This window comes from Pseudomonas sp. Pseusp15, from assembly GCF_059492165.1.
The window spans coordinates 2,268,631-2,294,096 of sequence record NZ_CP168523.1; the positions used below are offsets into that span (position 1 = coordinate 2,268,631).

Annotated in this window: 18 protein-coding genes; 9 read left to right on the forward strand and 9 right to left on the reverse strand. The window is 59.1% G+C overall.

The genetic code is table 11. The features are described 5' to 3' along the window. Positions 1-2: 2 nt before the first annotated feature. Positions 3-815 carry a crotonase/enoyl-CoA hydratase family protein gene (locus ACEN8R_RS10150; RefSeq protein WP_018929117.1) on the reverse strand — a complete coding sequence of 271 codons (813 nt, stop codon included), beginning with the start codon at positions 813-815 and terminating at the stop codon, positions 3-5. A 216-nt stretch (positions 816-1,031) separates the two neighbouring features. Beyond that, the gene (locus tag ACEN8R_RS10155) at positions 1,032-1,805 is read right to left on the reverse strand and encodes a methyltransferase domain-containing protein (RefSeq protein WP_495624825.1); all 774 of its coding nucleotides are present in this window, start codon (positions 1,803-1,805) and stop codon (positions 1,032-1,034) included. 298 nt (positions 1,806-2,103) lie between these two features. On the opposite strand from ACEN8R_RS10155, the gene pncA reads away from it, so the two are divergent. Next, positions 2,104-2,733 (forward strand): bifunctional nicotinamidase/pyrazinamidase, encoded by a 630-nt coding sequence (gene pncA / locus ACEN8R_RS10160; RefSeq protein WP_019578833.1) that lies wholly within the window; start codon positions 2,104-2,106, stop codon positions 2,731-2,733. Positions 2,734-2,915: 182 nt separating this feature from the next. On the opposite strand, the gene ACEN8R_RS10165 is transcribed toward pncA, so the two are convergent. Together ACEN8R_RS10165 and ACEN8R_RS10170 are read right to left on the reverse strand one after the other, a co-directional pair. Further along, complete coding sequence (locus ACEN8R_RS10165; protein ID WP_018929114.1) at positions 2,916-4,217, reverse strand: ATP-binding protein; 1,302 nt, start codon at positions 4,215-4,217, stop codon at positions 2,916-2,918. Between the two features lie 3 nt (positions 4,218-4,220). Continuing rightward, a complete protein-coding gene (locus ACEN8R_RS10170; RefSeq protein ID WP_018929113.1) occupies positions 4,221-4,922 on the reverse strand; it encodes a response regulator in 702 nt (233 codons plus the stop codon). Between the two features lie 251 nt (positions 4,923-5,173). Between ACEN8R_RS10170 and ACEN8R_RS10175 the strand changes: the two genes are divergently transcribed. From ACEN8R_RS10175 to ACEN8R_RS10185, 3 genes are all read left to right on the forward strand, one after another. After that, entirely contained in the window at positions 5,174-6,331 is a 1,158-nt protein-coding gene (locus ACEN8R_RS10175) for an efflux RND transporter periplasmic adaptor subunit (RefSeq protein WP_018929112.1), read from the forward strand. A 14-nt stretch (positions 6,332-6,345) separates the two neighbouring features. Next, positions 6,346-9,444 carry a multidrug efflux RND transporter permease subunit gene (locus ACEN8R_RS10180; RefSeq protein WP_018929111.1) on the forward strand — a complete coding sequence of 1,033 codons (3,099 nt, stop codon included), beginning with the start codon at positions 6,346-6,348 and terminating at the stop codon, positions 9,442-9,444. Positions 9,445-9,626: 182 nt separating this feature from the next. After that, entirely contained in the window at positions 9,627-10,268 is a 642-nt protein-coding gene (locus ACEN8R_RS10185) for a DUF1345 domain-containing protein (RefSeq protein ID WP_018929110.1), read from the forward strand. Positions 10,269-10,339: 71 nt separating this feature from the next. Here the strand turns inward: ACEN8R_RS10185 and ACEN8R_RS10190 are convergent, their stop codons facing one another. Both ACEN8R_RS10190 and ACEN8R_RS10195 read right to left on the reverse strand, forming a co-directional pair. After that, entirely contained in the window at positions 10,340-12,925 is a 2,586-nt protein-coding gene (locus ACEN8R_RS10190) for an autotransporter outer membrane beta-barrel domain-containing protein (RefSeq protein WP_495625008.1), read from the reverse strand. 315 nt (positions 12,926-13,240) lie between these two features. After that, positions 13,241-16,063 (reverse strand): hypothetical protein, encoded by a 2,823-nt coding sequence (locus ACEN8R_RS10195; protein ID WP_495624826.1) that lies wholly within the window; start codon positions 16,061-16,063, stop codon positions 13,241-13,243. A gap of 239 nt (positions 16,064-16,302) precedes the next feature. Between ACEN8R_RS10195 and ACEN8R_RS10200 the strand changes: the two genes are divergently transcribed. The 5 genes from ACEN8R_RS10200 (at position 16,303) to ACEN8R_RS10220 (ending at position 21,640) form a co-directional block, all read left to right on the forward strand. Beyond that, positions 16,303-17,331 (forward strand): LacI family DNA-binding transcriptional regulator, encoded by a 1,029-nt coding sequence (locus tag ACEN8R_RS10200; RefSeq protein WP_495624827.1) that lies wholly within the window; start codon positions 16,303-16,305, stop codon positions 17,329-17,331. 152 nt (positions 17,332-17,483) lie between these two features. Then, the gene (locus ACEN8R_RS10205; RefSeq protein ID WP_018929105.1) at positions 17,484-18,266 is read left to right on the forward strand and encodes a sugar phosphate isomerase/epimerase family protein; all 783 of its coding nucleotides are present in this window, start codon (positions 17,484-17,486) and stop codon (positions 18,264-18,266) included. After that, on the forward strand, positions 18,259-19,299 hold the full coding sequence (locus tag ACEN8R_RS10210) for a sugar kinase (protein ID WP_018929104.1): 1,041 nt from the start codon (positions 18,259-18,261) through the stop codon (positions 19,297-19,299). The genes ACEN8R_RS10205 and ACEN8R_RS10210 overlap by 8 nt, the downstream gene beginning before the upstream one ends. Positions 19,300-19,351: 52 nt before the next feature. Continuing rightward, on the forward strand, positions 19,352-20,650 hold the full coding sequence (locus ACEN8R_RS10215; RefSeq protein WP_018929103.1) for an MFS transporter: 1,299 nt from the start codon (positions 19,352-19,354) through the stop codon (positions 20,648-20,650). A 12-nt stretch (positions 20,651-20,662) separates the two neighbouring features. Next, on the forward strand, positions 20,663-21,640 hold the full coding sequence (locus ACEN8R_RS10220; protein WP_018929102.1) for a 2-hydroxyacid dehydrogenase: 978 nt from the start codon (positions 20,663-20,665) through the stop codon (positions 21,638-21,640). Between the two features lie 95 nt (positions 21,641-21,735). Here ACEN8R_RS10220 and ACEN8R_RS10225 read toward each other — a convergent pair whose 3' ends face one another. The 3 genes from ACEN8R_RS10225 to ACEN8R_RS10235 form a co-directional block, all read right to left on the reverse strand. Continuing rightward, entirely contained in the window at positions 21,736-22,920 is a 1,185-nt protein-coding gene (locus tag ACEN8R_RS10225) for a methionine adenosyltransferase (protein WP_018929101.1), read from the reverse strand. Between the two features lie 108 nt (positions 22,921-23,028). Further along, on the reverse strand, positions 23,029-23,913 hold the full coding sequence (locus ACEN8R_RS10230; RefSeq protein ID WP_018929100.1) for a ribose-phosphate pyrophosphokinase: 885 nt from the start codon (positions 23,911-23,913) through the stop codon (positions 23,029-23,031). Then, entirely contained in the window at positions 23,910-25,427 is a 1,518-nt protein-coding gene (locus ACEN8R_RS10235; RefSeq protein WP_018929099.1) for a thymidine phosphorylase family protein, read from the reverse strand. Before ACEN8R_RS10235 ends, ACEN8R_RS10230 begins: the two co-directional genes overlap by 4 nt. Positions 25,428-25,466: the final 39 nt, after the last annotated feature.

Here is a 25,466-nt window from a genome sequence, read left to right on the forward strand (position 1 = left end):
AATCAATCCAGAAATTCGGGTTTCTGTTTGCTCATATGGGCGGCCATGGCCACGCGCAGATCGGTGGACTGCAGCATGGCGGCGTTCCACGTGGCGACGTATTCAAGGCCGTCGTCGATGCGATGGTCGCGCATGTAGCTGATCATCTCTTTGGTACCGGTGATGGCAATCGGCGACTTGCCGGCGATTTCGCGGGCAATCCCCATCACGCCTTCCAGCAGGCTGGCGGTGTCGCTGTAGACGCGATTGACCAGGCCAATGTTACGCGCTTCTTCGGCGCCAAAGGTGCGACCAGTGTAAGCCAGTTCACGCAGCATGCCGTCACCGATGATCCGCGGCAAGCGTTGCAAAGTGCCAACATCGGCCGCCATGCCGATATCGATTTCCTTGATGGAAAATTGCGCGTCCTCAGCCGCGTAACGCATGTCGCAGGCCGAAATCAGATCGATGGCGCCGCCCAGGCAATAACCCTGCACCGCCGCCAGCACCGGTTTGCGGCAGTTGTCGACGGCGTTGAACGACGCTTGCAATGCCAGGATCTTGCGCCGCAGCAGCCGCGCATTGCGGCCGACGTCCTTGCCCAGTTCATTGGCCACACCAGCGAGCATCATTAGGTCGATACCGGAAGAAAAATGCTTGCCGGCGCCACTGAGCACCACCACCCGGACTTCATCGGTATCGTCGATCCACTGGAAAATCTCGATGATCTCGCTCCAGAACGCGGCGTTCATCGAGTTGATCTTGTCCGGACGGTTGATCTGCACATGGGCGATGTTATCGGCCAGTTCGACGCTGAAGGCGGTGTATTGAGACATGGCAGTGATCCTTTACCGGACAGAAAATGAAGCCCGGACTATAACAAGGCATCTGTGTCGGCAGTAAGGCAGCGGTTCGGCCAAATGCGGGACTGGCTTCAGGTTTTTTTAGCGTCTGGACCGGCCCTTTCGCGAGCAAGCCTGCTCCCACAGGGGGTCTTTGGCGCTCACAAATTCCCTGTGTGTGGGCTTACTCGCGAAGGCCGCACCGCCGATCTAACGGCCCTTCACCGCCACAAACGCTACGGTTTCATAAGGCACGGTCACCACATCCCGCCCCCTCAGCGCCGGTTCCCCGGCAATCAATGCCCGCAGTTGTGCATCAACCTTCGCCCGCTCCGCCACCGGCAACGCAGCGATATAACTGATCGAGCGCACCCGATTGAAAATTACATCCTCCAGCGACCCCGTATGACCATGACTGAAATACTGCACCTGCAACGGCCCGAATGCCTGATGTGGAAAGGCTTCGCGCCACGCGCCTGTGTAATAACGCGGTGTGTCGCCTTCCAGCGCGTTGACAATCGCATCCAGTTTTGGCATCCAGCTGACCTTGGCGTCGCGCAGGTTCCACACCAGCCCCAGCTTGCCGCCGGGCTTGAGCACCCGGGCAATCTCGGTCAACGCCTCGGTGCTGGCAAACCAGTGAAAGGCCTGAGCACAGACCACCACGTCCACCGACGCATCCGGCAGCGGGAGGTCGGTGGCGGTGCCGCTCGCTGCCAGTACCTCAGGAAAGGCTTCGCACAGTTTCTCCAGCATCTGCGGCACAGGTTCCACCGCAATCACCTGCGCCCCGGTCGCCACCAACGGCCCGGTGAACTTGCCGGTGCCGGTGCCTAGGTCGAGCACGGTTCTATCGGCGTTCAACTCAAGGGTAACCGTAAGCCAGTCAGCCACTTGGGGTGGATAATCCGGACGACCACGGACATAGGTGTCGGCACCGGTTTTATACCCTGCGGCCGCAGAGGGATGGACCTGATCTTTCATGGCAGTTCTCCAAATGGACAACGAACGCTGTCGAGGATAGCGCCTCGATTTGCGCTTTCCTTGCAATGATTGTCAGAAAAAAATGAATAATTGTTCACACTGCGGTGTTCACCGTCCATCGCCCATGAGGTCCATGACCGTTGTCTATTGGGCGAGCATGGAACACGCCTTGATGCTGATCGGGCATAACCCGGCGGCAGCACTGGAGGGCCCGGCGAAGTTATTGAGAAGCCGGCTTAGCACTCCAGCGAACTTGTCACTATGCTTGCACCCGACTTTCCAAGGAGGAACCTACCCCATGCCAATTTCTTCACGCGCTGCCTTACTGGTCATCGACGTACAAAACGACTTCATTCCCGGCGGTCAATTGCCGGTGCCGGAGGGTGACCTGATTGTGCCCCTGATTAATCGTCTGGGTCGCCAGTTCAAACAGGTCATCATTGCCCAGGACTGGCACCCGCCCGGCCACGCCTCGTTCGCTTCCAGCCACCCTGGGCACAAGCCTTACGACGTGATTCAGTTGCCTTACGGTGAACAGACCCTGTGGCCGGAGCATTGTGTTCGCGCCACACCCGGCGCCGAGTTCCACCCGGAGCTGGACCTGCCCCACGCCCAATTGATCATCCGCAAGGGCTGCAACCCGGACATCGACAGTTATTCGGCGTTTCTGGAGGCGGATCGAACCACGACCACCGGTTTGGCCGGGTACCTGAAAGAACGCGGCATCGACACGGTTTACATGGTTGGGCTGGCACTGGATTTCTGCGTGATGTTTTCTGCGCTGGATGCGCGGGCGGCGGGGTTCAATGCGTTTGTGGTGATGGATGCTTGCCGCGCGATTGATCTGGAAGGGTCGCTGGCGGCGGCGATTGAGCGGATGCAGGTGGCGGGGGTCGGGTTGATTGAGTCAGCCGAACTGCTCGACTGAACTGCAGATCGTTCCCTCACCTGGCTCGTAGCAGCTGCCGAGCCCGTGAGGCTGCGTCCGAGGACGCAGTCCTCGCAGGTCCTGCGAATGCGGTTTTCCTGGAAGAACCGGTTGCCTGGTTTTACGAGTGCTGCGCACTCGAACGCAGCCTCGCGGGCTCGGCAGCTGCTACAACGAATGCGTCAGGCCGAGGTGGGCAGCCACAAACGGAACCGTGCGCCGCCCAATGGTGATGCCTGCGCGGTCAGCGTGCCACCCTGCGCTTCCAGTGCTCGGCGGCTGATTGCCAGCCCCAGGCCAAACCCGCCTGTGGCGCGATCCCGACTGCGATCCAGCCGATAGAACGGCTCAAAGATCCGCTCCCGCTCTTCATCGGGAATGCCAATGCCATCGTCATCCACCCAGATCTCACAGCCTTTGGCGCACACCTGCACACCAATCTGAATCCGTTTCTCGCAATAGCGCATGGCGTTGCGCAGCAGGTTCTGGATCGCCCGGGCGGTCAATCTCGGATCCAGCGAGAAGCGTTCGAGCTGACCGTGCAGCAGCACATCAATGACGATTTCCGGTGACTCAAGCTCTTCATCGACGCTGCCCAAAATACTGTCGATGAATTCATCCAGCGACACCTCGACCTGATCCGGCAGCCGAGCCGGGTTTTGCAATCGGCTGTAGGACAGCAGCTCCAGCACCAGCTCATCCAGTTCGCGAATGTGCGCGACCAGGCCTTGCAGGCGTTCTCGGCTGGTGGCCGGCAAGTCGTCGGACAGCGCCAGGGCCAGACCGAAATCCAGCCGCGTCAACGGCGTGCGCAATTCGTGGGACACGGCGTTGAGCAAGTCGCGCTGCTGGTTGAGCAGGTTTTCGATGTCGCCGGCCATGGTGTCGAACACGTTGGCCAGGCTGCCGATGTTGGAGCTGGGGGAAATCTGCGTGCGCTCGCTCAAATGGCCCTTGCCGAAGCGTTCGGCGGTGCTTTTGAGACGTTCCAGGTCGCGCCAGTGCGGGCGCAGCCACAACAACAGGCAGGCCAGCATCGTCGCACCGATCAGCACGTTGATGCTCCAGTACAACCAACTGACATCCGTGGGGTCCGGTGGCACGACCATCTCCACCACCATCTGCTCGTTCAACGGTGTCACCGCCAGGGTGCGCCAGCCCCAGTCGCCGATGCGTACCACGTTCTCCCCGCGCTGCAAGCGTTCGCGCTCATCCAGGGTAAATTCGGTATCGTCGTTGCGGGTCAAAATGATGTGCAGCGGCTGGAACTCCTTGTCCATCTCCGCCGCCAGCGCCGGCCACTGCTCGACAGGCACCGTACGAAACTGTTTGACGATCAGCGTTTGCAAACCTCGGGAGTAATCGAGGTTGTAGGTCACAAAACGCTCATGGAAGACCTTGATCACCAGGTCCGGGACCAGGTAGATCGCCGCGCTGAACGAAACGATGGTCACCAGGTACAGACGAAACAGGATTCTGAACATGGTTCAGCATTCCCACTCGGAGCGGCTGAACAGGTAGCCCTTGCCCCACACGGTCTTGATCTTGCGCGCCTCGCCGGCGTGGTCGTCGAACTTGCGCCGCAGTTTGGAGATGGCCACATCCACCGAGCGGTCGGTACCGTTGAATTCGATACCGCGCAGGCGTTGCAGAATCTGGTCACGGCTCAGCACCTCGCCGGCATGCCGGGCCAGCACCACCAGCAAGTTGTATTCGCCGCTGGACAGCTCGACCAGTTGTCCACGCCAGGTCACAGTGCGCTCGGACAGGTCGATGCACAGGTTGCCCATGAGAATGCGGTCATTAGCGGTCTGCGGTTCGCTGAGGCTGCTGCGACGCAACAGCGTGCGTACGCGAGCCAGTAACACACGGGGCTCGCAAGGTTTGGTGACGTAGTCGTCTGCGCCCATTTCCAGGCCCAGCACCTGATCGTGGCTGTCGTCACGGGCGGTGAGCATCAGGATCGGCAACGTCGCCGAATCGGCCCGCAGCAAACGGCAGACCTGCAAGCCGTCGAGCCCCGGCAGCATCAGATCGAGAATCACCAGGTCCGGCGGACTGACCCGCGCGCGTTCGCGTACATGATCGCCGCGGCTGATCACGCTGACGGAATAGCCGTTGCGTTCCAGGTAGCTGGCAATCAGTTCCGAGAGTGCGGTGTCGTCTTCGACCAGGAGGATGTTGGGCATGGGTGTTTCCAGAAAGTGCTGTGGCGAACTTCAGGGCCTCTTCGCGGGCAAGCCTCGCTCCTACTGTAGGAGCGAGGCTTGCCCGCGAAGGCGGCCTGACAGGCGCAATAAAATTCAAGGCCTGAAGGATATACGCCCTCACGCATACGCGAGCAAAACCCTTACACAATTTCACACAGCACCAACAAAGCTTCACCGCTACCCTCATCGACTCCCCGTAGGATGCGGGTAGTCATTATTGGGGTATTTCCATGTCAAAGAATCTGCTTGCCACGCTCAGCCTGATTGCCCTGGCGTTGACGTTGAGCGCTTGTGACCAGTCTTCGACCGCCGAAGAATCGGCACCGCTGGCCACGGTACGCATCGAAACCGTCGAAGCTCGTCCTCTGTCAATCAGCAGCGACTTGAGCGGGCGGATTGCCGCACCACGGATTGCCGAAGTGCGTGCCCGGGTTGCAGGAGTGGTGTTGCAGCGGGTCTTCCGCGAAGGCAGCGACGTGAATAAAGGCGACGTTCTGTTCCGTATCGACCCGGCCCCCTTCAAGGCCGACCTGGACAGCGCCGAAGCCGCGCTGCGCAAGGCCGAAGCCAACGCGTTCCAGGCCAGATTGCAGGAGCAGCGTTACGCCCAGTTGATCGAAGGCAACGCCATCAGCGCTCAGGATTACGACAATGCCCGAGCCAATGCCCGGCAGACCGCCGCCGATGTCGCCGCCAACAAAGCCGCGGTAGAGCGGGCGAAACTGAACCTCGGTTATGCCACCGTCACCGCGCCGATTTCCGGGCGCATCGGCCGCGCGCTGGTGACTGAAGGCGCGCTGGTGGGGCAGAACGAAACCACGCCGCTGGCGCTGATTCAGCAGTTGAACCCGATCCACGCCGACCTGACCCAATCGACCCGTGAACTCAACGACCTGCGCCGGGCCTTCCGTTCCGGCCAACTGAAGGAAGTGGGCCAAGGCCAGGCCAAAGCCACACTGATCCAGGACGACGGCAGCCTTTATCCATTGCCCGGCAAGTTGTTGTTCACCGACATCACCGTCGACCCGGGCACCGGTCAGATCATTCTGCGCAGCGAGTTCCCCAACCCGGACCTCGACTTGCTGCCGGGCAGCTTCGTTCGCGTACGTCTGGAGCAAGCGTTCAATCAGCAAGGCATCAGCGTGCCGCAACGGGCCATTCAGCGTGACAGCGCCGGTGTCGCCCAAGTGCTATTGCTCGACGCCGAACAGCGGGTCGGCCAGCAACCGGTAGAGCTGGGCCCGGTGCAGAACGATCGCTGGATCGTCACCCGCGGCCTCAAGCCCGGTGACCGCATCGTCACTGAAGGCCTGCAACACGCGCGCCCCGGTGAGAAAGTCCAGATCGACAACACCCCTCTTCCACTTGCCCAGGTTTCTGGTCAGTAAGCAGGACGCTTTTTATGCCGCAGTTCTTTATCGATCGCCCGGTGTTCGCCTGGGTGGTTGCCTTGTTCATCCTGCTGGCCGGTGCGTTGGCCATTGGGCAGTTACCCGTGGCGCAATACCCGAACGTTGCGCCGCCGAAAGTCGAAATCTACGCCACCTACCCCGGCGCTTCGGCGCAGACCGTGGACGAAAGCGTGGTCAGCCTGATCGAGGGAGAACTCAACGGCGCCGACCATCTGCTGTACTTCGAATCCCAGAGCAGCCTCGGCAGCGCCACCATCACCGCGACGTTCCAGCCGGGCACCAATCCGGAAATGGCCCAGGTCGATGTGCAAAACCGCCTCAAAGCGGTTGAGTCGCGCCTGCCTCAGGCGGTCACCCAGCAAGGTTTGCAGGTGGAGAAAGTCTCCGCCGGTTTCCTGTTGCTGATCACCCTCACCTCCAGCGACGGCAAGCTCGATGACGTGGCGCTCAGCGATTACCTGGCGCGCAACGTGATGAACGAGATCAAGCGTCTGGATGGCGTCGGCAAGGCCCAGTTGTACGGCGCCGAACGGGCGATGCGGATCTGGATCGACCCGCAGAAGCTGATCGGCTTCAACCTGACCCCGGCTGACGTCAATGCCGCCATCGTTGCGCAGAACGCTCAGGTTTCCGCGGGCAGCATCGGCGACTTGCCGACCCGCACCACTCAGGAAATCACCGCGACCGTTCTGGTCAAAGGCCAGCTGTCGACGCCTGAAGAATTCGCCGACATCGTGCTCAAGGCCAATCCTGACGGTTCTACCGTGCGCATCCGTGATGTGGCGCGGGTCGAGATCGGCAGCCAGGAATATCAGTTCTCCACACGCCTGAACGGCAAACCGTCCACCGCCGTCAGTGTGCAACTGTCGCCGGGCGCCAATGCCCTGAGCACCGCAACGCTGGTGCGAGCAAAGATGGACGAGCTGGCGCGCTATTTCCCGGCCGGTGTCGAATACAAGATCCCGTACGACACCTCACCCTTCGTCAAAGTCTCGATCACCAAAGTGGTTTACACCCTCGGCGAGGCGATGGTGCTGGTGTTTGCGGTGATGTTCCTGTTCCTGCAGAACATCCGCTACACGCTGATCCCGACGCTGGTGGTGCCGGTGGCGTTGATGGGCACGTTTGCGACCATGCTCGCGCTGGGCTTCTCGATCAACGTGCTGACCATGTTCGGCATGGTGTTGGCCATCGGCATCCTGGTGGACGACGCGATTGTGGTGGTGGAGAACGTCGAACGAATCATGGCCACCGAAGGCCTGTCGCCCAAGGAAGCGACGCGCAAGGCGATGAAGCAGATCACCGGCGCGATCATCGGCATCACCCTGGTGCTGGTGGCGGTATTCATTCCGATGGCGTTCATGCAGGGCTCGGTCGGGGTGATTTACCAACAGTTCTCGCTGTCGATGGCCACGTCGATTCTGTTCTCGGCATTCCTCGCCCTGACGCTGACCCCGGCGTTGTGTGCGACGCTGTTGAAGCCGATCGCCAAAGGCGAGCATCACGAAAAAGCCGGATTCTTTGGCTGGTTCAACCGGCGCTTCGAACAACTGACCGAGCGTTATCAGGGCTGGGTCGCCTATGCGTTGAAACGCACCGGTCGTTACCTGTTGATTTATGGCGTGCTGCTAGTCGGCCTGGGACTGTGTTTCAGTCGTCTGCCCTCCTCGTTCCTGCCGGTGGAAGACCAGGGCTACACCATCACCGACATCCAACTGCCACCGGGCGCGAGCAAGAATCGCACAATAAATGTGGTGGAGCAGATCGAAGCACACAACGCCACCGAACCGGGCGTCGGCGACAGCACAGTGATTCTCGGCTTCAGTTTTTCCGGTAGCGGGCAGAACGCCGCGCTGGCGTTCACCACGCTCAAGGACTGGTCGGATCGGGGCAGCGACGACTCGGCGAGTTCCATCGCCGATCGCGCCAACATCGCGCTGAGCCAGATCAAGGATGCCATGGCTTTCTCGGTGCTGCCGCCGCCGGTTGACGGTCTCGGCACCTCCAGCGGTTTCGAGTTCCGCTTGCAGGACCGTGGCGGCCTCGGCCATGCCACGCTGATGAAAGCGCGCAGCGAATTGCTCGCCGCCGCCGAGAAAAGCCCGATCCTGATGAATGTGCGCGAAAGCGCCCTGGCCGAAGCGCCACAGGTTCAGCTGGAAGTCGACCGCAAACAGGCCAACGCCCTGGGCATATCCTTTGCCGACATTGGCAATGTGCTGACCACGGCGGTCGGTTCGGCCTACATCAACGACTTTCCCAACCAGGGGCGAATGCAGCGAGTGGTGGTCCAGGCTGAAGGCGATCAACGCAGCCAGGTCGCCGATCTGCTGAAGATTCACGTGCGCAACAACGCTGAAAAAATGGTGCCACTGTCGGCCTTCGTCCGGGCCAACTGGACCCAGGGCCCGGCGCAATTGACCCGATACAACGGCTACCCGGCCATCAGCATTTCCGGCGAGCCTTCGCCCGGTCATAGCACCGGTGAAGCGATGGCGGAAATCGAACGGCTGGTGGCGCAAGGCCCGGCAGGGTTGGGTCAGGAATGGACCGGGTTGTCGTTGCAGGAACGTTTGTCCGGCAGCCAGGCACCGATTCTGCTCGGGCTGTCGCTGCTGATCGTGTTCCTGTGCCTGGCGGCGCTGTACGAGAGCTGGTCGATTCCAACGTCGGTGTTGCTGGTAGTGCCGCTGGGCGTTCTCGGTGCGGTACTGGCCGTGACGCTACGCGGAATGCCCAACGACGTGTTCTTCAAGGTCGGGCTGATCACCATCATCGGCCTGTCGGCGAAGAACGCGATCCTGATCATCGAGTTCGCCAAGAGCCTTTATGACGAAGGCCACGATCTGGTCGACGCAACCTTGCAAGCCGCGCGCCTGCGGTTGCGGCCGATTGTCATGACGTCGCTGGCGTTCATCCTCGGCGTGGTGCCGTTGGCGATTGCCACCGGGGCCAGCTCGGCGAGCCAGCAAGCGATCGGCACCGGGGTGATCGGCGGGATGATCACCGCGACGCTGGCGGTGGTGTTTGTGCCGGTGTTTTTTGTGGTGGTGATGAGGTTGGTGCGCAAGCGCCATAAGAACATCTAAATAACGACACACCCCTGTAGGAGCGAGGCTTGCCCACGAAGGCGGTGTATCAGTCAACATCAACGTTGAATGTTACGGCCATTTCGCGGGCAAGCCTCGCTCCTACGGGGGATGTGTCGTTGTGGTCACAACGGACTGCGCTGGGCTATGGTGTTTGCAAAACCCAGACACATCGAGCCTCCATGCCCCTCCTCGCCCGCACCCACCCTCGCCTGTCCGCCGCGACCGCATTCGGCCTCGCGGTGGGCATTCTGGCGCCAGCCGATTCGATCCTCGGCAAAATCCTCGTCGGCTGGAATGCCGGGGTCTGGACCTATCTGGCCCTGATCCTCTGGCTGACCATGCGTTCCAAAGCCGACGACGTGAAACGCATTGCCGAGGTCGAGGACGAAAACGCCGGGCTGGTGCTGTTCACGGTGTCCATGGCCGCATTGGCCAGCCTCGCCGCTATTACTCTGGAACTGGCGGGCAGCAAGGATCTGGGCACCTATCACCGGCTGTTGCACTACGGCTTCACCGGGTTGACCGTGATCGGCTCGTGGCTGTTGATCGGGGTGATCTTCAGCGTGCATTACGCCCGGTTGTATTACACCTGGGAAGGCAAGGAACCTGCGTTGCGATTTGCCGAAGGGCTGACAACCCCCAATTACTGGGACTTCCTGTACTTCTCGTTCACCATCGGTGTGGCGGTGCAGACGGCGGATGTCGGCGTGGCCACGCGGGAATTGCGTAAGATCGTGCTGGCGCAATCGTTGATCGGGTTTGTGTTCAACACGGCGATTCTCGGGTTTTCAATCAATATCGCAGCGGGTCTGTTTGGCTGATGGCCGTAAAAAAAAGATGCCCCGACAGTGTCGGGGCATCTTTATAGGTCATGTCATTGAAGCAACGTTCATCAGAAGAAATAGCTCACTCTCAAACTACCGCTCCAATCCTGACTGACAGTGTTGCCTTTACTGCCACCGACCTGGCCGGAAACCTGCCAGTTGCGTTGAGCCGGTGTCCACTTCACACCTGCGCCGTACTCAATTGAGCTACTGGCGCGGTCATCATCGAAACGGTCGTCGTTGATTTTAACCTCGTTGGTTTTCACAAACTCGTGGTTAACCCCCGCCGACAGACTTGGCTCCAGCAGACTGCCATTTTCGAGGCTGATCACACGTCCGCCTCTGACGCCCACATTGCCCTGCAAAGAACGCATGGTGTCGGCTTTAACTTCAAGGCCATTGTCCAAACGATAACTGTCACTTTGAGTCACGCCGGTCGAAACCCGCACCTGGGGTTCGACGAAATAGTTGTTCTTGAGGCGAATATGTTTGCCCACCGCCACCGAACCGCTGGCGCCCAAGGCCGTGTAATCACCCTTGGCCCGAGTGCCATCACTCATGGTGACTTTGGCCTTGTTGTCGAACTGGTTGATCTTGGCCATGACATTGACGAACACGCCGCTTTCAACATCGAACGTGCTGCCGTAAACACCGGCGTTCACACTCTCGACAGTCGCGCTGGAACCGTATTTGAGATCCATTTTGGTATGGCTAGACCCGACGAACCCGCCCAATACCCACGAGCGACCGCCAAGATCCACCAATGTATCGGCGCCGCCGGTGATGCCGGTCTGGTTTTGCGTGTAGCCATCGCCATAGGCGTTATCGACGCTGTATTGATTGCCGTAAGTGCGAACCCACACACTGTTGCTCAGCTTTGTGGTGTCGCTATCGCTGGCCGCCCGCATCGAAGCCTCGGGCCGGGCACTGAGCCCGCGATCACCGATCTGATCATTGAGCATGTTCATTTCGGCATTCAACAAACTGCGCGCGCTGCCTGCCAATGCCAATGCCGTATTGGTCGACGTACTGACCGTTTCCTTGTCCGGCCGAAGGTACAAGCCCTCGCCTTCCCTCGCCAGCCGGTAGACAAAGGTGCCGGCGTCCACTGTTTCCCGATTGTTCAAGCTAACGTCAGCGTTGCCCGAAATGATATTGCCGATGTGTATGTCCTCGGCAGTCAGCGGCTTGTGGCCGGTAGGGGTGACATCAAATTTAAGTTGACCTTCCGCGTGCCCGGCGTTGAAAAAATCAGTATCGCCGGTTCTCAGGTCTGTCCCCATGACAACAGTGCCCTTACCGGAAAAATTAGCGACATCCAGTCGAAGGAACTGCTCGTTAGTGCCCATACGCACGATGCCGCCGTTGGACGTCAGGTTCTGTATGGCGCTATTCCCGGTCATCACCCACTGCGCCGCGTTGTTGATGCTCAGATTGCCTGAATTGTTGATCCGGCCAGTTAATACCGAACTATTGTCCAGGAGCACGTTGCCATTGGAAGCAGTGAGCACGTCACCGGTGAGACGGCTGCCATTGTTCAGCGAGAGGCCGGAAACGTTTTCAACGTTGCCCTTGATTGCCGAACGGTTGTCCAGCTGCACGCTGCCATTGGCGTCAGTGAGCACATCACCGGTCAGGCTGCTGCCATTGTCCAGTGAAAGGCTGACGACATTGTCGACATCGCCATTGATGGCAGAACCGTTGTTCAGACTCACCGTAGCCGCCGTGCCCGCAACCGCCTGCACATTGCCGTTCAAGGTGCTGCGAGAATCGAGGCTGACCCGTGTAACGTTTTGCAGATTGCCATCGATAGATGCCGCGTTTTGCATCGCCAGCGCGACGGTGCTGCCGGTATCGGCGATGACATTGCCGCTCAAGGCACTGGCGTCGACGGTAACGTTGGCAGTGGAGCGATTGGTCGCCTGCAGCAGTGTGCCGTTGCCGCCGATCAGCTCGGAACCCGCAAGGACATTGATGTTGGCAACCGTGCCGGCGCTGCCGGAAGAGCCCAGTACGATGGCTGACCCGGTTCCGCCTGTAACGCGGGTATGGTTGAGCATCACAGTGCTGGCGTTGACACCTACCGTGTCGGTCACGATTTGCAGGCCGTCTTGTGCGCCGGTAATCGTGCTGCCCGTCGCTGAAAGTGTTGCGCCGCCCAACTGCACACCATAACTGGTGGCCCCCGTGCCGACGACAGTGGAGTCTGTAAGGTTAAGTACGGCAAAACCTACCGCTTGTACGCCGCCAATCGCGCCGGTGATGACACTGTTACCAGTCACGGTGGCAGAAGAGGATGCAGGGGTGCTGATGTTACGTCCCAGCAAAAGCCCGAAACTGTTGGTGCTGGTGATGGTCGAGTTGTCGATCGTTGCGTTGCTGTCGATCAGTTGAATGGCACCTCGGCCCGCCGTGCTGTTGACCGTAGCGCCGGACATATTCAACGAGGAGGTGTTGGCATCGATTCGCTGGCTCTGACCACCGTTGAAAACGACATTGGCATTTTGTGAGCTGATGGTCAGCGCTGTCGCGTTGTTGACGGTCAGCGTTCCCCCCTGGGACACCACCCAGGCTTCCGGCGCAGGTGGATTGGTGACCACTTCACTTTCGCCTGGCAACAGGGTTCGGCTATAGGCCTCAGGCGCGGCGATCATTGTCGCCACCATCATCAGTCTGATGGTATTCGGGTGTTTAGAAAGAAAAAAAGTGGACATGGGTCGTTCCTCAAACCTGCACGAATACAGAAGCTGTTTTTTGGCAGTGTTGAAAACTCCCACCTAAAAAACGTCCGACAGCCTAATTAGAAAACCGAATGTTTAATGTAGGAATAGTCCTTACATGCACGACGACTTATCCTTCCAGAGTGAAGGCAACCTCGATTTCCTCCTCTTTGATAGTGGTAAAAATCGCGAGAGAGGCAATCGAATCTCCCTCGCGATACCGGCAATACCAATACTACGGAGACAGCGCTAGACTGGAGCTAGTGACAGGTCGCAATATTGGAAGCTGTTATTGATAGTATCCAAAGGTTTGATGACCGGAGTTGATGATTGCAGGCCATTCTGGGCTGTAATCCAGTATTTACCCCATGCAAGTGCACCTCGCTTCGGCTGGGCAGCCTTGAAGTTTGTAGCAGTACCTACGCCAGCAACGTCAGGTATGTTGGCAGCCTGGATGGTGTAAGTTGCTGAGTTAGCCGTACCGGGAATCAACGCGTTACCCGTCGCATTTGAGTGCGCTTCAAAATGCGCCGTGATAATCGTGCCCTGCGGCAATAGTGGGGTCTTTGCGAGCTGCAATCCGAGTACATAACCACTGGTAGGATTCCTCATCCCAAAGCACTCGATATAGTCGCGCACTGCAGGATTACGGATTCTGATTGTAGGATCCGGCAGCACGACCGGAATCTGATTGACGACCACTGTCTTCGTCAAGGATTTGTTTACGTTTTTACCTAATCCGGTTATCTCGATAGTGTAGCGAGCTGTATCGCTGGGAGGTGTCAACGTGGCCATTACATTGGCCGGGATCGGAACAGAAAAACCCTGTACAGCTACGAGCGGGCTATATGTTTGAAAAGGTATTGTAGCGTTACCCAAGTAACACTTGACCTCATGCTCCGGTAAAATGTCCGGATCTGTAAGACCGTTCGTCACTGTGAATGTACCTGGCTTGTCGCGATCAGTAGCCGCAATAACGTCTGGAACATTGGAAACTCCCGTTACAACCGGTAGTTGGAGATCCGGGTTCTCCAGATCAGGCGGGTTTGGAGGTATTACACCAGCGACACGCGAATCGAACGTAAAGGTTGCAGTCGGTGAAACTGCATTAGGCGTAAGACCGGCGCGCTCTATTTCGTAATGGATCGTGAGGTCCATGGGGTCATCAGTATTGGCAAATTTCGGATAAAGATCTGCGAAGTCAAGATCAAAAGACAGATTAGCGTTAGCCCAAGGTTGTTTGGCAGTCTCGAAAAAATTGGTGACATCGAGGGGATCCGTAATCACCGCAAAAACTTGATCTCCCGGCTCCGCGTGTTCGATAAATGCGTTTTCGACGATAGCCGTAATCGCGTTTGCAAAGTCTTCCCAATAGAGCGGCGTGGTGTAGTTTGGATCGGTCTTTGGCACCAAAGGTGCTTTTTTGGCCAATGGCGCTTGCGGTAATGCCAATGTCAGAATCGGCGTGGAAACAGATTCTTCGCCTTGATTAGCGAGCCAATCGTCCCACCGATAACTCATATTGACGCGTCCATTCAGGAATTGAAGCAACGCGCTGCTAGGAATGCTAAATGCACCGGTAGCATTGACGGTGGCGTTATAGACCTGGACTTTTTGCATACCAGAGATGAGCCAGACGGTCAGCATGTCGTCGAGACGACGCCCGAAGTAACCGACACTCACCGTAAAATTCATATCCGTATTTGCATCTATCCAGGTCTTGTCAATAATCCGCTGCGGAAGCGGGGTGCCATTGGCAAAATTTGGAACGGGTGTCGGCTTTATTTTTCTGGGTGGATTTTTTGTATTGACCGGTGCAGTTTCGTCAGATATAGCCTCCACGATGTTGGAGGGGTCTCCATTACCGCCATTGTCTTTGAAAAATTTAAACATGATTTCCCAAACAGTCGGGCCAAGTGACGTAGCTAATTCCTTAAACAGGTCTGCATTCAAGGTCACCGGAATAGGGGTCGGAGGCCGGCTGGCGACTGGGCCAAGAAAGAGGGTCTCTGGATAGTCTATCCAAGTCAGGGATCCTTTTTCGCGGTACATAAAATCCATACTATCTTGTTCCAGCTCATCTGGCGGACGATTAACATCCACAATGAGGGCCTTAGTATCAAACATTGCTTTTGGGATAAAACCATTTGTCAGACCATTTATTGCAAAAGTCGAAAGAACCCCACCACCTGAGGAAAGAGTAGAAGTGGGGCGCTGCACTTTTGGTACGAATTGCATTGTCATCAGTGTATCTCCTTGCGCGTTCAGGCCGGAAGGGCCAGGTTTTCCAGGTATTTTTTGATCGATTTTCACCAGTCCTTGTTCTGACTCAGCAATGATCCTGCCGCCGTCAAACAACTGGCAGATGAAAACAGCGGAATCATTATCAAACAACGAACTTATATGCTTTTGAAACGGCACTACATGATTGAAGCCATTTGCTATGTCTGTCCCGGAAAGTATTTTCTCCCAACGGCCATAAACTTCTGTCACTTCAGGACCACTTCCATTGAGGCTCCGGTATCCCCTCCAGATAATCACTGCGACATATCCGGGCAGAGCAATGTCAATCAGGGGGCGAACGCGGAGAGTGGCGCCACTTGTCAATGGAGGATTCGTATTGTTATTCAGATACCCCCAGAGTGTTGCATGAACCGCCAAGGGTTCCAGAAAGGTTAAAAGAGGCGTGTGATCGATGGTTAGTTTTCGATCTGGCGAGCGATCGTCGTTACCGCCATCCCCTTTCCAGAGTACGTAATAGAGAAACATACTGCCGTCGACTGCCAAATGAGTTGGCGTCAGATCGAAATACAATTCCTTATCCGTCAGGGGGGTCGGGTATTTAACGTTATAAAGAGTATCCTCCACATCATTCTGACGCTTGATCACCCACAGTCGATCATTAGGCAGTGGATCCAGCCAATACGGAATTACAATTCGAGTCCCGGTTTTCAAAATCTCGCGAGGAACATGACCGGCCAGATCACTGTCCTCGATCCCTTCAACTGAAAGCGGTTGTGCCAGTACACCTATAGGCGTCTTAGTGGTTTGATTAGTGGGTGTCGAAATCATTTTTCCATCACCGATTGATACGAGATGTTCGAGAAATCAAGGCACTTTCTTTTGCTGTTCTGTCGGGAAAATTAGGCGCTTCAACAGAAAATTTTCCTACTGTCAGATCTGACAGGTATTGATACCGTTTGTCGGATTCGATCTTTTCGAGCACCTTGACTGAAAGCGTTATCACTTGACGCAACCAAAGAATCTGGTGTTTCATGAAACCGGTTTCAGATAACAAGAAGACTCAATCCATGAACGACTTCTCCGCCGCCCAGCGCAGCCGCGTCACCATGCTCGACGTCGCCGAACACGCCGGCGTCTCCAAGGCCAGCGTCTCGCGCTTCATCGGCGACGACCGCGCCCTGCTCTCCGATGCCACGGCCCTGCGCATCGAGCAGGCGATTGCCGAACTCGGTTACCGCCCTAACCAGATGGCCCGCGGACTCAAACGCGGGCGCACCCGGCTGATCGGCATGTTGGTGGCCGATATCCGTAACCCTTATTCGATTGCCGTGATGCATGGCGTGGAAACCGCCTGCCGTCGGCACGGCTACAGCCTGGTGGTGTGCAACACCGATCGCGATGACGAGCAGGAGCGTCAGCACCTGGCGTTGCTGCGCTCGTACAACATCGAAGGCTTGATCGTGAACACCCTCGGCCATCACGTGGATGAGTTGCGTGAATTGCAGCGGGAAATGCCCATGGTGCTGGTGGATCGCAAGGTCGAGCAGTTCGATAGCGATCTGGTGGGGCTGGACAATCCCGCCGCCGTCGAGATCGCCGTGGCCCATCTTGAACAACGCGGTTATCGCGATGTGCTGATGGTGACGGAGCCGTTTGACGGCACCAGTTCGCGGATCGAGCGGGTCAGCAGCTTCAAGGCGCAGATCGAGCAGCGTCCGGCGCTCTCGGGCGCGGTGGTTGAAACTGGCGGTGATCTGGCCGGTCGCTTGAAATCCTTTCTTGATACCCCTGGTCCCAGGCCGAAAGCGCTGTTCTGCGCCAACGGTATTGCGGCGTTGGCCAGTACCCATGCGTTGCGTGAATTGCAGTGCAACCTGTTTGAGGATGTCGGGTTGATCGCCCTGGATGATCTGGATTGGTATCCGCTGGTGGGCAGCGGGATTACCGCCCTCGCCCAGCCGACCGAGGACATTGGCGCGAGTGCGTTTGAGTGTTTGCTCAAGCGTTTGCGTGGGGATGACGGGCCGGTGCGGACTTTGGATTTTCCGGCACGGTTGATTGTGCGGGGGGCGACCACGGGGGGTGTTCCAATTTGAAGGCCTCTTCGCGGGCAAGCCTCGCTCCTACGGATTTACACCCACGCCCCTGTAGGAGCGAGGCTTGCCCGCGAAGAGGCCCGAAAGAACAACACATCACTCACTGATATTTTTTTTGAACAAAAATGAAACCGGTTTCAGAGGTGATAACAATGAACAAACCACCCGTTTCCATCAGCCTGTCCAGCTATGGCGCCGAGCTTGTGCGCCAACGCGGCCAAGGCAGTTTTGTCGAGGTGCTGGCCGCTGCCGGCGCCACGCACATCGAATGGCGCGAAGAGCTGCTGACCCTCGAAGACCCCGCGCAATTGGCCGACGCCACGCAATCCCGGGGCCTGGAAAGCGTGTATTCCTCGCCGCTGGAGTTGTGGCTGGCCGGGCAATCGGCACCCAACCCTGAATTGCTCTCGACCCTGCAACGCGCCGAGGCATTCGGCTCACAATGGCTGAAAGTCTCCCTGGGTTATTTCACCGACAACAATGACCTGCAAACACTGGCCCATGTGTTGCAGCAGAGCCCGGTGCAATTGCTGGTGGAAAACGACCAGACCTTGCACGGCGGCCGCATCGAGCCGTTCCAGCGTTTCTTCGCCGACGTCGAGCAGCATCAGTTACCGATCAAAATGACCTTCGATATCGGCAACTGGCAATGGCAGGACCAGTCCGCTGCCAGCGCCGCGCGGTTGCTCGGTCGACATGTCGGCTACGTGCACTGCAAAGCAGTGGCGCGTCGGGTCGACGGCAAACTGGTGGCGATACCACCGGCGGCCAGTGACTTGCACCTGTGGCAACAATTGCTGCGGCACATGCCCCAGAACGTGATGCGCGCAGCGGAATATCCGCTGCAAGGCGATGACCTGGTGCAGTTGACCACCGAACACGTTGCTACCCTCGCCTGCCTCGGCCAATCCCGCCTGGAGCCTGCGCATGTCTGAGATCGAGATTCTGTCGTTCGGCGAAACCATGGCGATGTTCGTTGCCGAGCAGAACGGTGAACTGGCCGACGTCGGCCACTTCCACAAGCGCATTGCCGGGGCCGACAGCAACGTCGCCATTGGCCTGTCGCGATTGGGCTTTAACGTCGCCTGGCTGAGCCGGGTGGGCGCCGATTCTCTCGGCCGTTTCGTCATCGATACGCTGAAGAAAGAAGGCCTGGATTGCAGCCACGTCGACATCGACCCGGCCCACCCCACCGGGTTTCAACTCAAATCCCGCGCCGATGACGGCAGCGATCCGGTGGTCGAATATTTCCGTCGCGGTTCGGCGGCCAGTCACTTGTCGGTGCAGTCGATTTCCCCGTCGCTGCTCAACGCCCGGCACTTGCATGCCACCGGCATTCCTCCGGCGCTATCCGCGTCGGCCCGGGCAATGTCCTTCGAACTGATGACCCGCATGCGCGATGCCGGGCGCAGCGTGTCGTTCGACCCCAACCTGCGCCCGAGCCTGTGGGCCAGCGAACAGCAGATGATCAGCGAGATCAACCGCCTCGCCGCCCTCGCCCATTGGGTACTGCCGGGGTTGAGCGAAGGACGGTTGCTGACCGGTTTCGAAGACCCCGCCGATATCGCGGCGTTTTACCTCGACCAGGGCGCCGAAGCCGTGGCGATCAAACTTGGCCCGCACGGTGCGTATTACCGCACGCATCAGGATGAAGGTTTCGTTGCAGGCGTACCCGTGGCAACAGTGGTCGATACGGTTGGTGCCGGTGACGGGTTTGCCGTCGGCCTGATCAGCGCCCTGCTGGAAAACCACAGCGTTGCTCATGCCGTGCAGCGTGCCAACTGGATCGGCAGCCGCGCGGTGCAGAGCCGTGGGGATATGGAAGGCTTGCCCACCCGGGCCGAAATGGATGCTGAATTTGAGGACGCCGTTCGCGGGCAAGCCTCGCTCCTACAGGGTTCGGGGTGTACGCCCGTAGGAGCGAGGCTTGCCCGCGAAGGGCCCCTCACTATTAACGTAAAAATTTGAATCAGACTCCGTTACCTGCTGCGACAAAAACAACAAGCTCAGGAGCATCACTATGAAAACCGCAACACTGGCCACCCGCCGCTGGTGGTACATCATGCCCATCGTGTTCATCACCTACAGCCTGGCGTATCTGGACCGCGCCAACTACGGGTTCGCCGCCGCCTCCGGGATGGCCAAGGACCTGATGATCACCCCGGGGTTGTCTTCCCTGCTCGGCGCACTGTTCTTCCTCGGCTATTTCTTCTTCCAGATTCCGGGCGCGATCTACGCCCAGAAGCACAGCGTGAAGAAACTGATTTTTGTCAGCCTGATTCTCTGGGGCGCCCTGGCGACCTTGACCGGGATCGTCTCCAACGCCTACTGGCTGATCGTCATTCGTTTCATGCTCGGCGTGGTCGAAGCCGCGGTGATGCCGGCGATGCTGGTGTACCTGTGCCACTGGTTCACCCGTGCCGAACGCTCGCGCGCCAACACCTTCCTGATCCTCGGCAACCCGGTGACCATGCTCTGGATGTCGGTGGTCTCGGGTTACCTGATCCAGCATTTCAGCTGGCGCTGGATGTTCATCATCGAAGGCTTGCCGGCGGTGTTGTGGGCGTTTATCTGGTGGCGTCTGGCCGATGACCGTCCGGCCCAGGCCAAGTGGCTCAACGACCAGGAAAAGCAGGACCTGGAAAGTGCCCTGGCCGCCGAACAGGTCGGCATCAAGGCAGTGAAAAACTACGCCGAAGCCTTCCGTTCGCCAAAAGTCATCATCCTCGCCTTGCAGTTCTTCTGCTGGAGCATCGGCGTCTACGGTTTCGTGCTGTGGCTGCCATCAATCCTCAAGGCCGGCGCGCAAATGGACATGATCGAAGCCGGCTGGCTGTCGGCGTTACCCTACCTGGCGGCAGTGATCGGCATGCTGCTGGTGTCCTGGGGCTCGGACAAACTGCAGAAGCGCAAACGCTTCGTCTGGCCTCCGCTGCTGATCGCCTCGATTGCGTTCTACGGCTCCTACGCGCTGGGCGCGGAGCATTTCTGGTGGTCCTACACCCTGCTGGTGATTGCCGGTGCCTGCATGTACGCCCCGTACGGGCCGTTCTTCGCCATCGTTCCAGAAATCCTCCCGGCCAACGTGGCCGGTGGCGCCATGGCGTTGATCAACAGCATGGGCGCGCTCGGTTCGTTTGGCGGCTCTTATCTGGTCGGGTACCTGAACAGCTCCACCGGATCGCCTGGTGCGTCTTATCTGCTGATGAGCAGCGCGTTGCTGGTGTCGGTGGTGCTGACGATTTTCCTCAAGCCCGGCGCCAGTGACCGGGTCGTGGCCAAAGCCGCCGCGCCCCGGCCGGTGGCGGCTCATTCCTGAATGGATGTTGATATGAAAAAGCAGGTTGTGCTGTACAAGAAACTCTCGCCGCTGCTGATGGCTCGCTTGCATGAGCAGACCGAGGTGACGCTGATCGACAGCCTCGACGCCGAAGGCCTGGCCAAGCTGCGCCAGGCCCTGCCCCGCGCCCAAGGGTTGCTTGGCGCCAGTCTGAAACTCGATGCCGGGTTGCTGGACCTGGCACCGAACCTGGAAGCGATTGCCAGTGTGTCCGTCGGCGTCGACAACTACGACATCGACTACCTGACCGAACGGCGGATCCTGCTCAGCAACACCCCCGACGTGTTGACCGAGACCACCGCCGACACCGGTTTCGCGCTGATCCTGGCCACCGCCCGACGCGTGGTGGAACTGGCGAACATGGTTCGCGCCGGCCAGTGGAACCGCAACATTGGCCCGGCGCATTTCGGCAGCGATGTGCATGGCAAGACGCTGGGCATCATCGGCATGGGGCGGATTGGCGAGGCGTTGGCGCAGCGTGGGCATTTCGGTTTCGGCATGCCGGTTGTGTATCACAGCCATTCCCCGAAACCGGCGGTGGAGCAGCGCTTCAATGCGCAATACCGCAGCCTGACCGAGTTGTTGCAGCAGGCCGATTTCATTTGCCTGACCTTGCCACTGACCGCTGAAACCGAAAAGCTGATCGGCGCCAGGGAGTTCGCCTTGATGCGCCCGCAGAGCATCTTCATCAACATTTCACGGGGTAAGGTGGTGGACGAAGCGGCGTTGATCGAGGCGTTGCAGCAGAACCGGATTCGCGCTGCCGGGCTGGATGTGTTCGAGCGCGAACCGCTGCGCCATGACTCGCCGTTGTTGCAGTTGAACAATGTGGTGGCGACGCCGCATATCGGTTCGGCGACCCATGAGACGCGGGAGGCGATGGCGACTTGTGCGGTCGAAAATTTGTTGGCGGCGTTGGCGGGTGAGCGGCCGGCTAACCTAGTGAATGGGCGAGCGTGGAAAGGCTGAAGCATTGGATCGGATGCGCCGAACTCAGTAGCCAGGTGCCTAAAAAGGTAGCTCAGTGATGTGTGACCGCTGAGCAACCCCGCTGACTTCTCTTATCAAAAAGCAGGCAGATCACCGCGGACCAAACGCGCAGTGGTTCGTTCGATGTCGGACAAATGGGCATACGCAAGGTTTTGCACTGCCTGGCGCATGGCCGCACTCAAAGGAGTGCGGCAGCCCAGTTCGACAGCAACCAGTGCCGGGCAGTCAACCGGCTGGCCGATACGCGACAACAGTTGCACCGTGGCCTCTTCCACGCCCGCGACTTCGGCGACGATAGCGCGTGCCATTTCCCACGCCAGTGCGTTGTAGAGCTTGCCGACATGGGAAACCGGGTTTTTCCCCGCCACCGCTTCAAGCGACATGCTGCGGCAAGGTGTGATCAGGCCGTTCATGCGGTTACCGCGCCCAACCTGGCCGTCGTCGCCCTGCTCTGCACTCAACCCGGTGACGGTCAGGTAAATCCCGTCCACGCCGATCGCGTTCGTATCGTCGAGCGTATTGACGGCTAGATCACAGGGGCTCGCCAGGGTCGCGCGTAAATGCTCCGTGATCGACTGCTTAATCGCGAAATACTCTGCCGCATGGTGAATCTCCCGATCGATGAGCGCCAACGCGACGGTAAATGTCATCCTGTCGCCAACCCGCGCCCCCATGACTTTATAGTCATCGCCCGCCGCCGGAAAACGCGCTTGAAACTCGGCCGAGTGCAACAGCGTCCCCAGTTGCAGCACCTGTTTTTCGAGGGGCGAGTACGGCGCGAACCCGATACCGAAGGAGGTGTCGTTGGCCAGCGCGTGAGACATACCGCGCACGAAAGCCTGCTGCAGATTGGGGCTGCCGCTACGTACCGCACATTCGATTGCGAACAACGCCGGATCGCAGCGCAGGTTCTCGGACAAATAGCGACGTGCGGATGCATGCACACTTTCGGCCAGCCCGGCGTCCGGCAAGGAACTGGCTCGGCCGCACAGGATCAGGCGCATCGGCGTCAGCACCTGTCCACCACCAAAGTGCGGCTGGCTCTCGCCGCCGATCAACAAGGCCTTGTCGACGTTGTAATGCTGAATGCGCCCATAGGCTTGCAGGTACGCGCGGTTGAGCGCCAGCGACACGGCTTCCGCGACACCATCGCACAGGCTGTCCGGATGGCCGATCCCCTTGTGTTCGCACATCTCGACCTCGCTCATCCGGTGCAAGCGTTCGCAGGCAGTAATGACGAACCGGGTCCTGTCGCTCATGTTCCTCTCCGCGTTATCTTCCGATCGATCGCGTCTACTCAGTACCTCGTGCACGACGGCGCTGTTTGCGATCAGCCCGTGAGTGCCCGTGATGAGTGAGTACGGAAGTCATGGCGCAAGCTCCTTGATGGCTTGTGCAAGCAGTGTCGACAGATCGATGGCGTTGCTGGCGTGCCGGATGCTATTGCTGGTGAAGACCTGAATGCCGGCCGCTTGCAGGTTGCGTTGGGCGTGTTCTGCATACACTCCGTGCACCGCCAAGGCCACCGGTGGGCGCATGCCTGCTCGTTGCAGGTGCCCGGCGGTTTCGAGCAGGGTATGCCCCGTCGAAATGATGTCGTCGATCAACACCGGGGTGTGTTCTCGCCAACGCTGGATATCGGGCACGGAGACCGCGACCTCCCGATCGCCGAGTCGCATTTTCTGCAACACGATGAATGGTGCTTTCGCCAGCCGGGCGACCTCCGATACCCATTGCTCGCTTTCGCTGTCCGGACCGATCAACAAAGGTCGGGCGATCTTGCCGGGGATCCAGGCTGCCAGGGCCGGCGCGGCATGTACGACTCGATGCGGTACCGGGTATAGGGTGCCTAGATCATGGATACGATGCAGGTGCGGATCCACCGTCACCAACCAGTCGATGTGCGGAGCCAACAGTGCAGCAAACAGACGCGCGCTGACAGCCTCACCCGGATGAAAACGCTGGTCCTGGCGCATATAGGCCAAGTAGGGAGCAACCAGGCCCACAGAGCGAGTGCCCATCTCGCGCAGGGTTTCCATAAGGAAGCACAGCGGTATGAACCGTTTGTCCGGGCAGTGCAGGCTGCACAAAATCACCGCGTCACGGCCCTGCACGTCGCTCAACACACGCACATAGCTTTCCTCGTCGGGAAACTGCCTCAATTGGCAGGCGGCGGGTTCCAGCCTCGCGGCCGCCGCCAGCCCGGTCTGTAAAGCCAGATTGCCGTCGAGACAAAACAGCAGGGGATTCATGGCGCATCCTCCTCGATGAAGAAGAGTTCCGGGTGCTGCTGTGCATACTCCAGCGCATAGGCCAGTTCGCCCGGGCTTTCGGCATGCACGGTATAGAGCGGCTGATCGGCCTCGACCCGTTCTCCGAGCGCCGTACCGAGTACCAGCCCGGCCGCGGGGGCCGCCGGTGCCCCGGCCAATTTTCCGATGCGCGACAGTACGCGGTTGTCGATGCGGCACACACGACCTTCACGGCCGGCCAGGACCGGGTGCCTATAGCGCGCCTGCGGCGGCTCTCGCAGTCCGCCCTGGGCGTTCGCGATGGCCTGGAATTTTCGCCAGGCACTACCGCTCGCCAAGGTAGTGGCGGCGAGCGCATAGCCACTATCGGCCGGCGCCTTGCCGGCCATTTCCAGTAACAGACCGGCGAGGTCGAGGGTACGCTCACGCAAGTCCGGCGGCGCCTGCGCATCGCCGCGCAGCACCGCCAGCACATCACGCGCTTCCAATGCCGGACCGATACCCCGCCCAACAGGGCCATCACCGTTCGAGACATGCACCTTGACGTTGAGGCCAAGCCGACCGCCGACCTCGACCAACAGCGTTTGCAGTTTTATCGCCGCCGGCAGATCGCGCACTTTCGCGGTGGCGCCGACCGGGATATCGATCAACACATGACTGGCACCGGCCGCCAGTTTCTTCGACAACACCGAGGCCACCAACTGGCCTTGGCTGTCCAAGTCCAGGGCTCTTTCGACCCGGATCATGACATCATCGGTTGGGCTCAGTTGCACGGCCGCGCCCCACACGACACAACCGTTTTCTTGCTCCACTACCCTGCGCATCGCCGGCAAATCGAGAGCGACCGGGGCCAGGGTCTCCATGGTATCGGCTGTACCCGCTGGCGAGGTAATGGCGCGGGAGGAAGTCTTGGGTATGCAAAGGCCGTTGGCCGCGACGATGGCCACCACGATGGGCGTGGTCCGATTCCCCGGCAGCCCACCGACGCAGTGCTTGTCCAGCACCGGTGACCGGTCCCAGTGCAGACGCTCGCCGGTTTCAACCATGGCTTCGGTCAGATAGCGGATCTCGGTGAGCGACAGTTGGTTGCCGGTACAGCCGGTTATAAAGGCCGCCAGCTCCACATCGCTGAATCGGCCGGCATCGATGTCATTCACGATCGCGGTCAGCGCCTCCCGCGACAGCGCACTTCCATAGATCTTCCCGCGCACGGCGCTCATCGACTCTACCGGCGCCGGGTGACGCACGGCAACGCTTTCACCCTCCTGAGCACCGAGCAGCCGCCAGGCCGATTCCGATAGCCCAACCTCACCGCCGGCTATCCACCGTCCATCCACCACCATCAGCGTCGCGATGACGCGACGCGTGCCTTTGACCAGTTCGATACGTGACAAGGCGGAAAAACCTTCCGAGCGGCAGACGTGACAATCCCGTGGCATGAACGCCACCGGCTGCTGGTGGGTATCAATGCCGAGCCGGCGGACGCGTAACTCAAGCACACTGCGTATCGGCATGAGCACACTCCTTTCGGCGCCTTGGCGCAGTAAGTCGAT

Excerpts from the sequence above, each read along its gene's own strand:
- pncA (WP_019578833.1), top strand. The coding sequence starts at position 2,104 with ATGCCAATTTCTTCACGCGCTGCCTTACTGGTCATCGACGTACAAAAC.
- ACEN8R_RS10195 (WP_495624826.1), bottom strand. The coding sequence starts at position 16,063 with ATGATTTCGACACCCACTAATCAAACCACTAAGACGCCTATAGGTGTA.
- ACEN8R_RS10155 (WP_495624825.1), bottom strand. The coding sequence starts at position 1,805 with ATGAAAGATCAGGTCCATCCCTCTGCGGCCGCAGGGTATAAAACCGGT.
- ACEN8R_RS10230 (WP_018929100.1), bottom strand. The coding sequence starts at position 23,913 with ATGAATCCCCTGCTGTTTTGTCTCGACGGCAATCTGGCTTTACAGACC.
- ACEN8R_RS10225 (WP_018929101.1), bottom strand. The coding sequence starts at position 22,920 with ATGAGCGACAGGACCCGGTTCGTCATTACTGCCTGCGAACGCTTGCAC.
- ACEN8R_RS10150 (WP_018929117.1), bottom strand. The coding sequence starts at position 815 with ATGTCTCAATACACCGCCTTCAGCGTCGAACTGGCCGATAACATCGCC.
- ACEN8R_RS10175 (WP_018929112.1), top strand. The coding sequence starts at position 5,174 with ATGTCAAAGAATCTGCTTGCCACGCTCAGCCTGATTGCCCTGGCGTTG.
- ACEN8R_RS10190 (WP_495625008.1), bottom strand. The coding sequence starts at position 12,925 with ATGATCGCCGCGCCTGAGGCCTATAGCCGAACCCTGTTGCCAGGCGAA.
- ACEN8R_RS10180 (WP_018929111.1), top strand. The coding sequence starts at position 6,346 with ATGCCGCAGTTCTTTATCGATCGCCCGGTGTTCGCCTGGGTGGTTGCC.
- ACEN8R_RS10185 (WP_018929110.1), top strand. The coding sequence starts at position 9,627 with ATGCCCCTCCTCGCCCGCACCCACCCTCGCCTGTCCGCCGCGACCGCA.
- ACEN8R_RS10215 (WP_018929103.1), top strand. The coding sequence starts at position 19,352 with ATGAAAACCGCAACACTGGCCACCCGCCGCTGGTGGTACATCATGCCC.
- ACEN8R_RS10200 (WP_495624827.1), top strand. The coding sequence starts at position 16,303 with ATGAACGACTTCTCCGCCGCCCAGCGCAGCCGCGTCACCATGCTCGAC.
- ACEN8R_RS10235 (WP_018929099.1), bottom strand. The coding sequence starts at position 25,427 with ATGCCGATACGCAGTGTGCTTGAGTTACGCGTCCGCCGGCTCGGCATT.
- ACEN8R_RS10205 (WP_018929105.1), top strand. The coding sequence starts at position 17,484 with ATGAACAAACCACCCGTTTCCATCAGCCTGTCCAGCTATGGCGCCGAG.
- ACEN8R_RS10210 (WP_018929104.1), top strand. The coding sequence starts at position 18,259 with ATGTCTGAGATCGAGATTCTGTCGTTCGGCGAAACCATGGCGATGTTC.
- ACEN8R_RS10220 (WP_018929102.1), top strand. The coding sequence starts at position 20,663 with ATGAAAAAGCAGGTTGTGCTGTACAAGAAACTCTCGCCGCTGCTGATG.
- ACEN8R_RS10165 (WP_018929114.1), bottom strand. The coding sequence starts at position 4,217 with ATGTTCAGAATCCTGTTTCGTCTGTACCTGGTGACCATCGTTTCGTTC.
- ACEN8R_RS10170 (WP_018929113.1), bottom strand. The coding sequence starts at position 4,922 with ATGCCCAACATCCTCCTGGTCGAAGACGACACCGCACTCTCGGAACTG.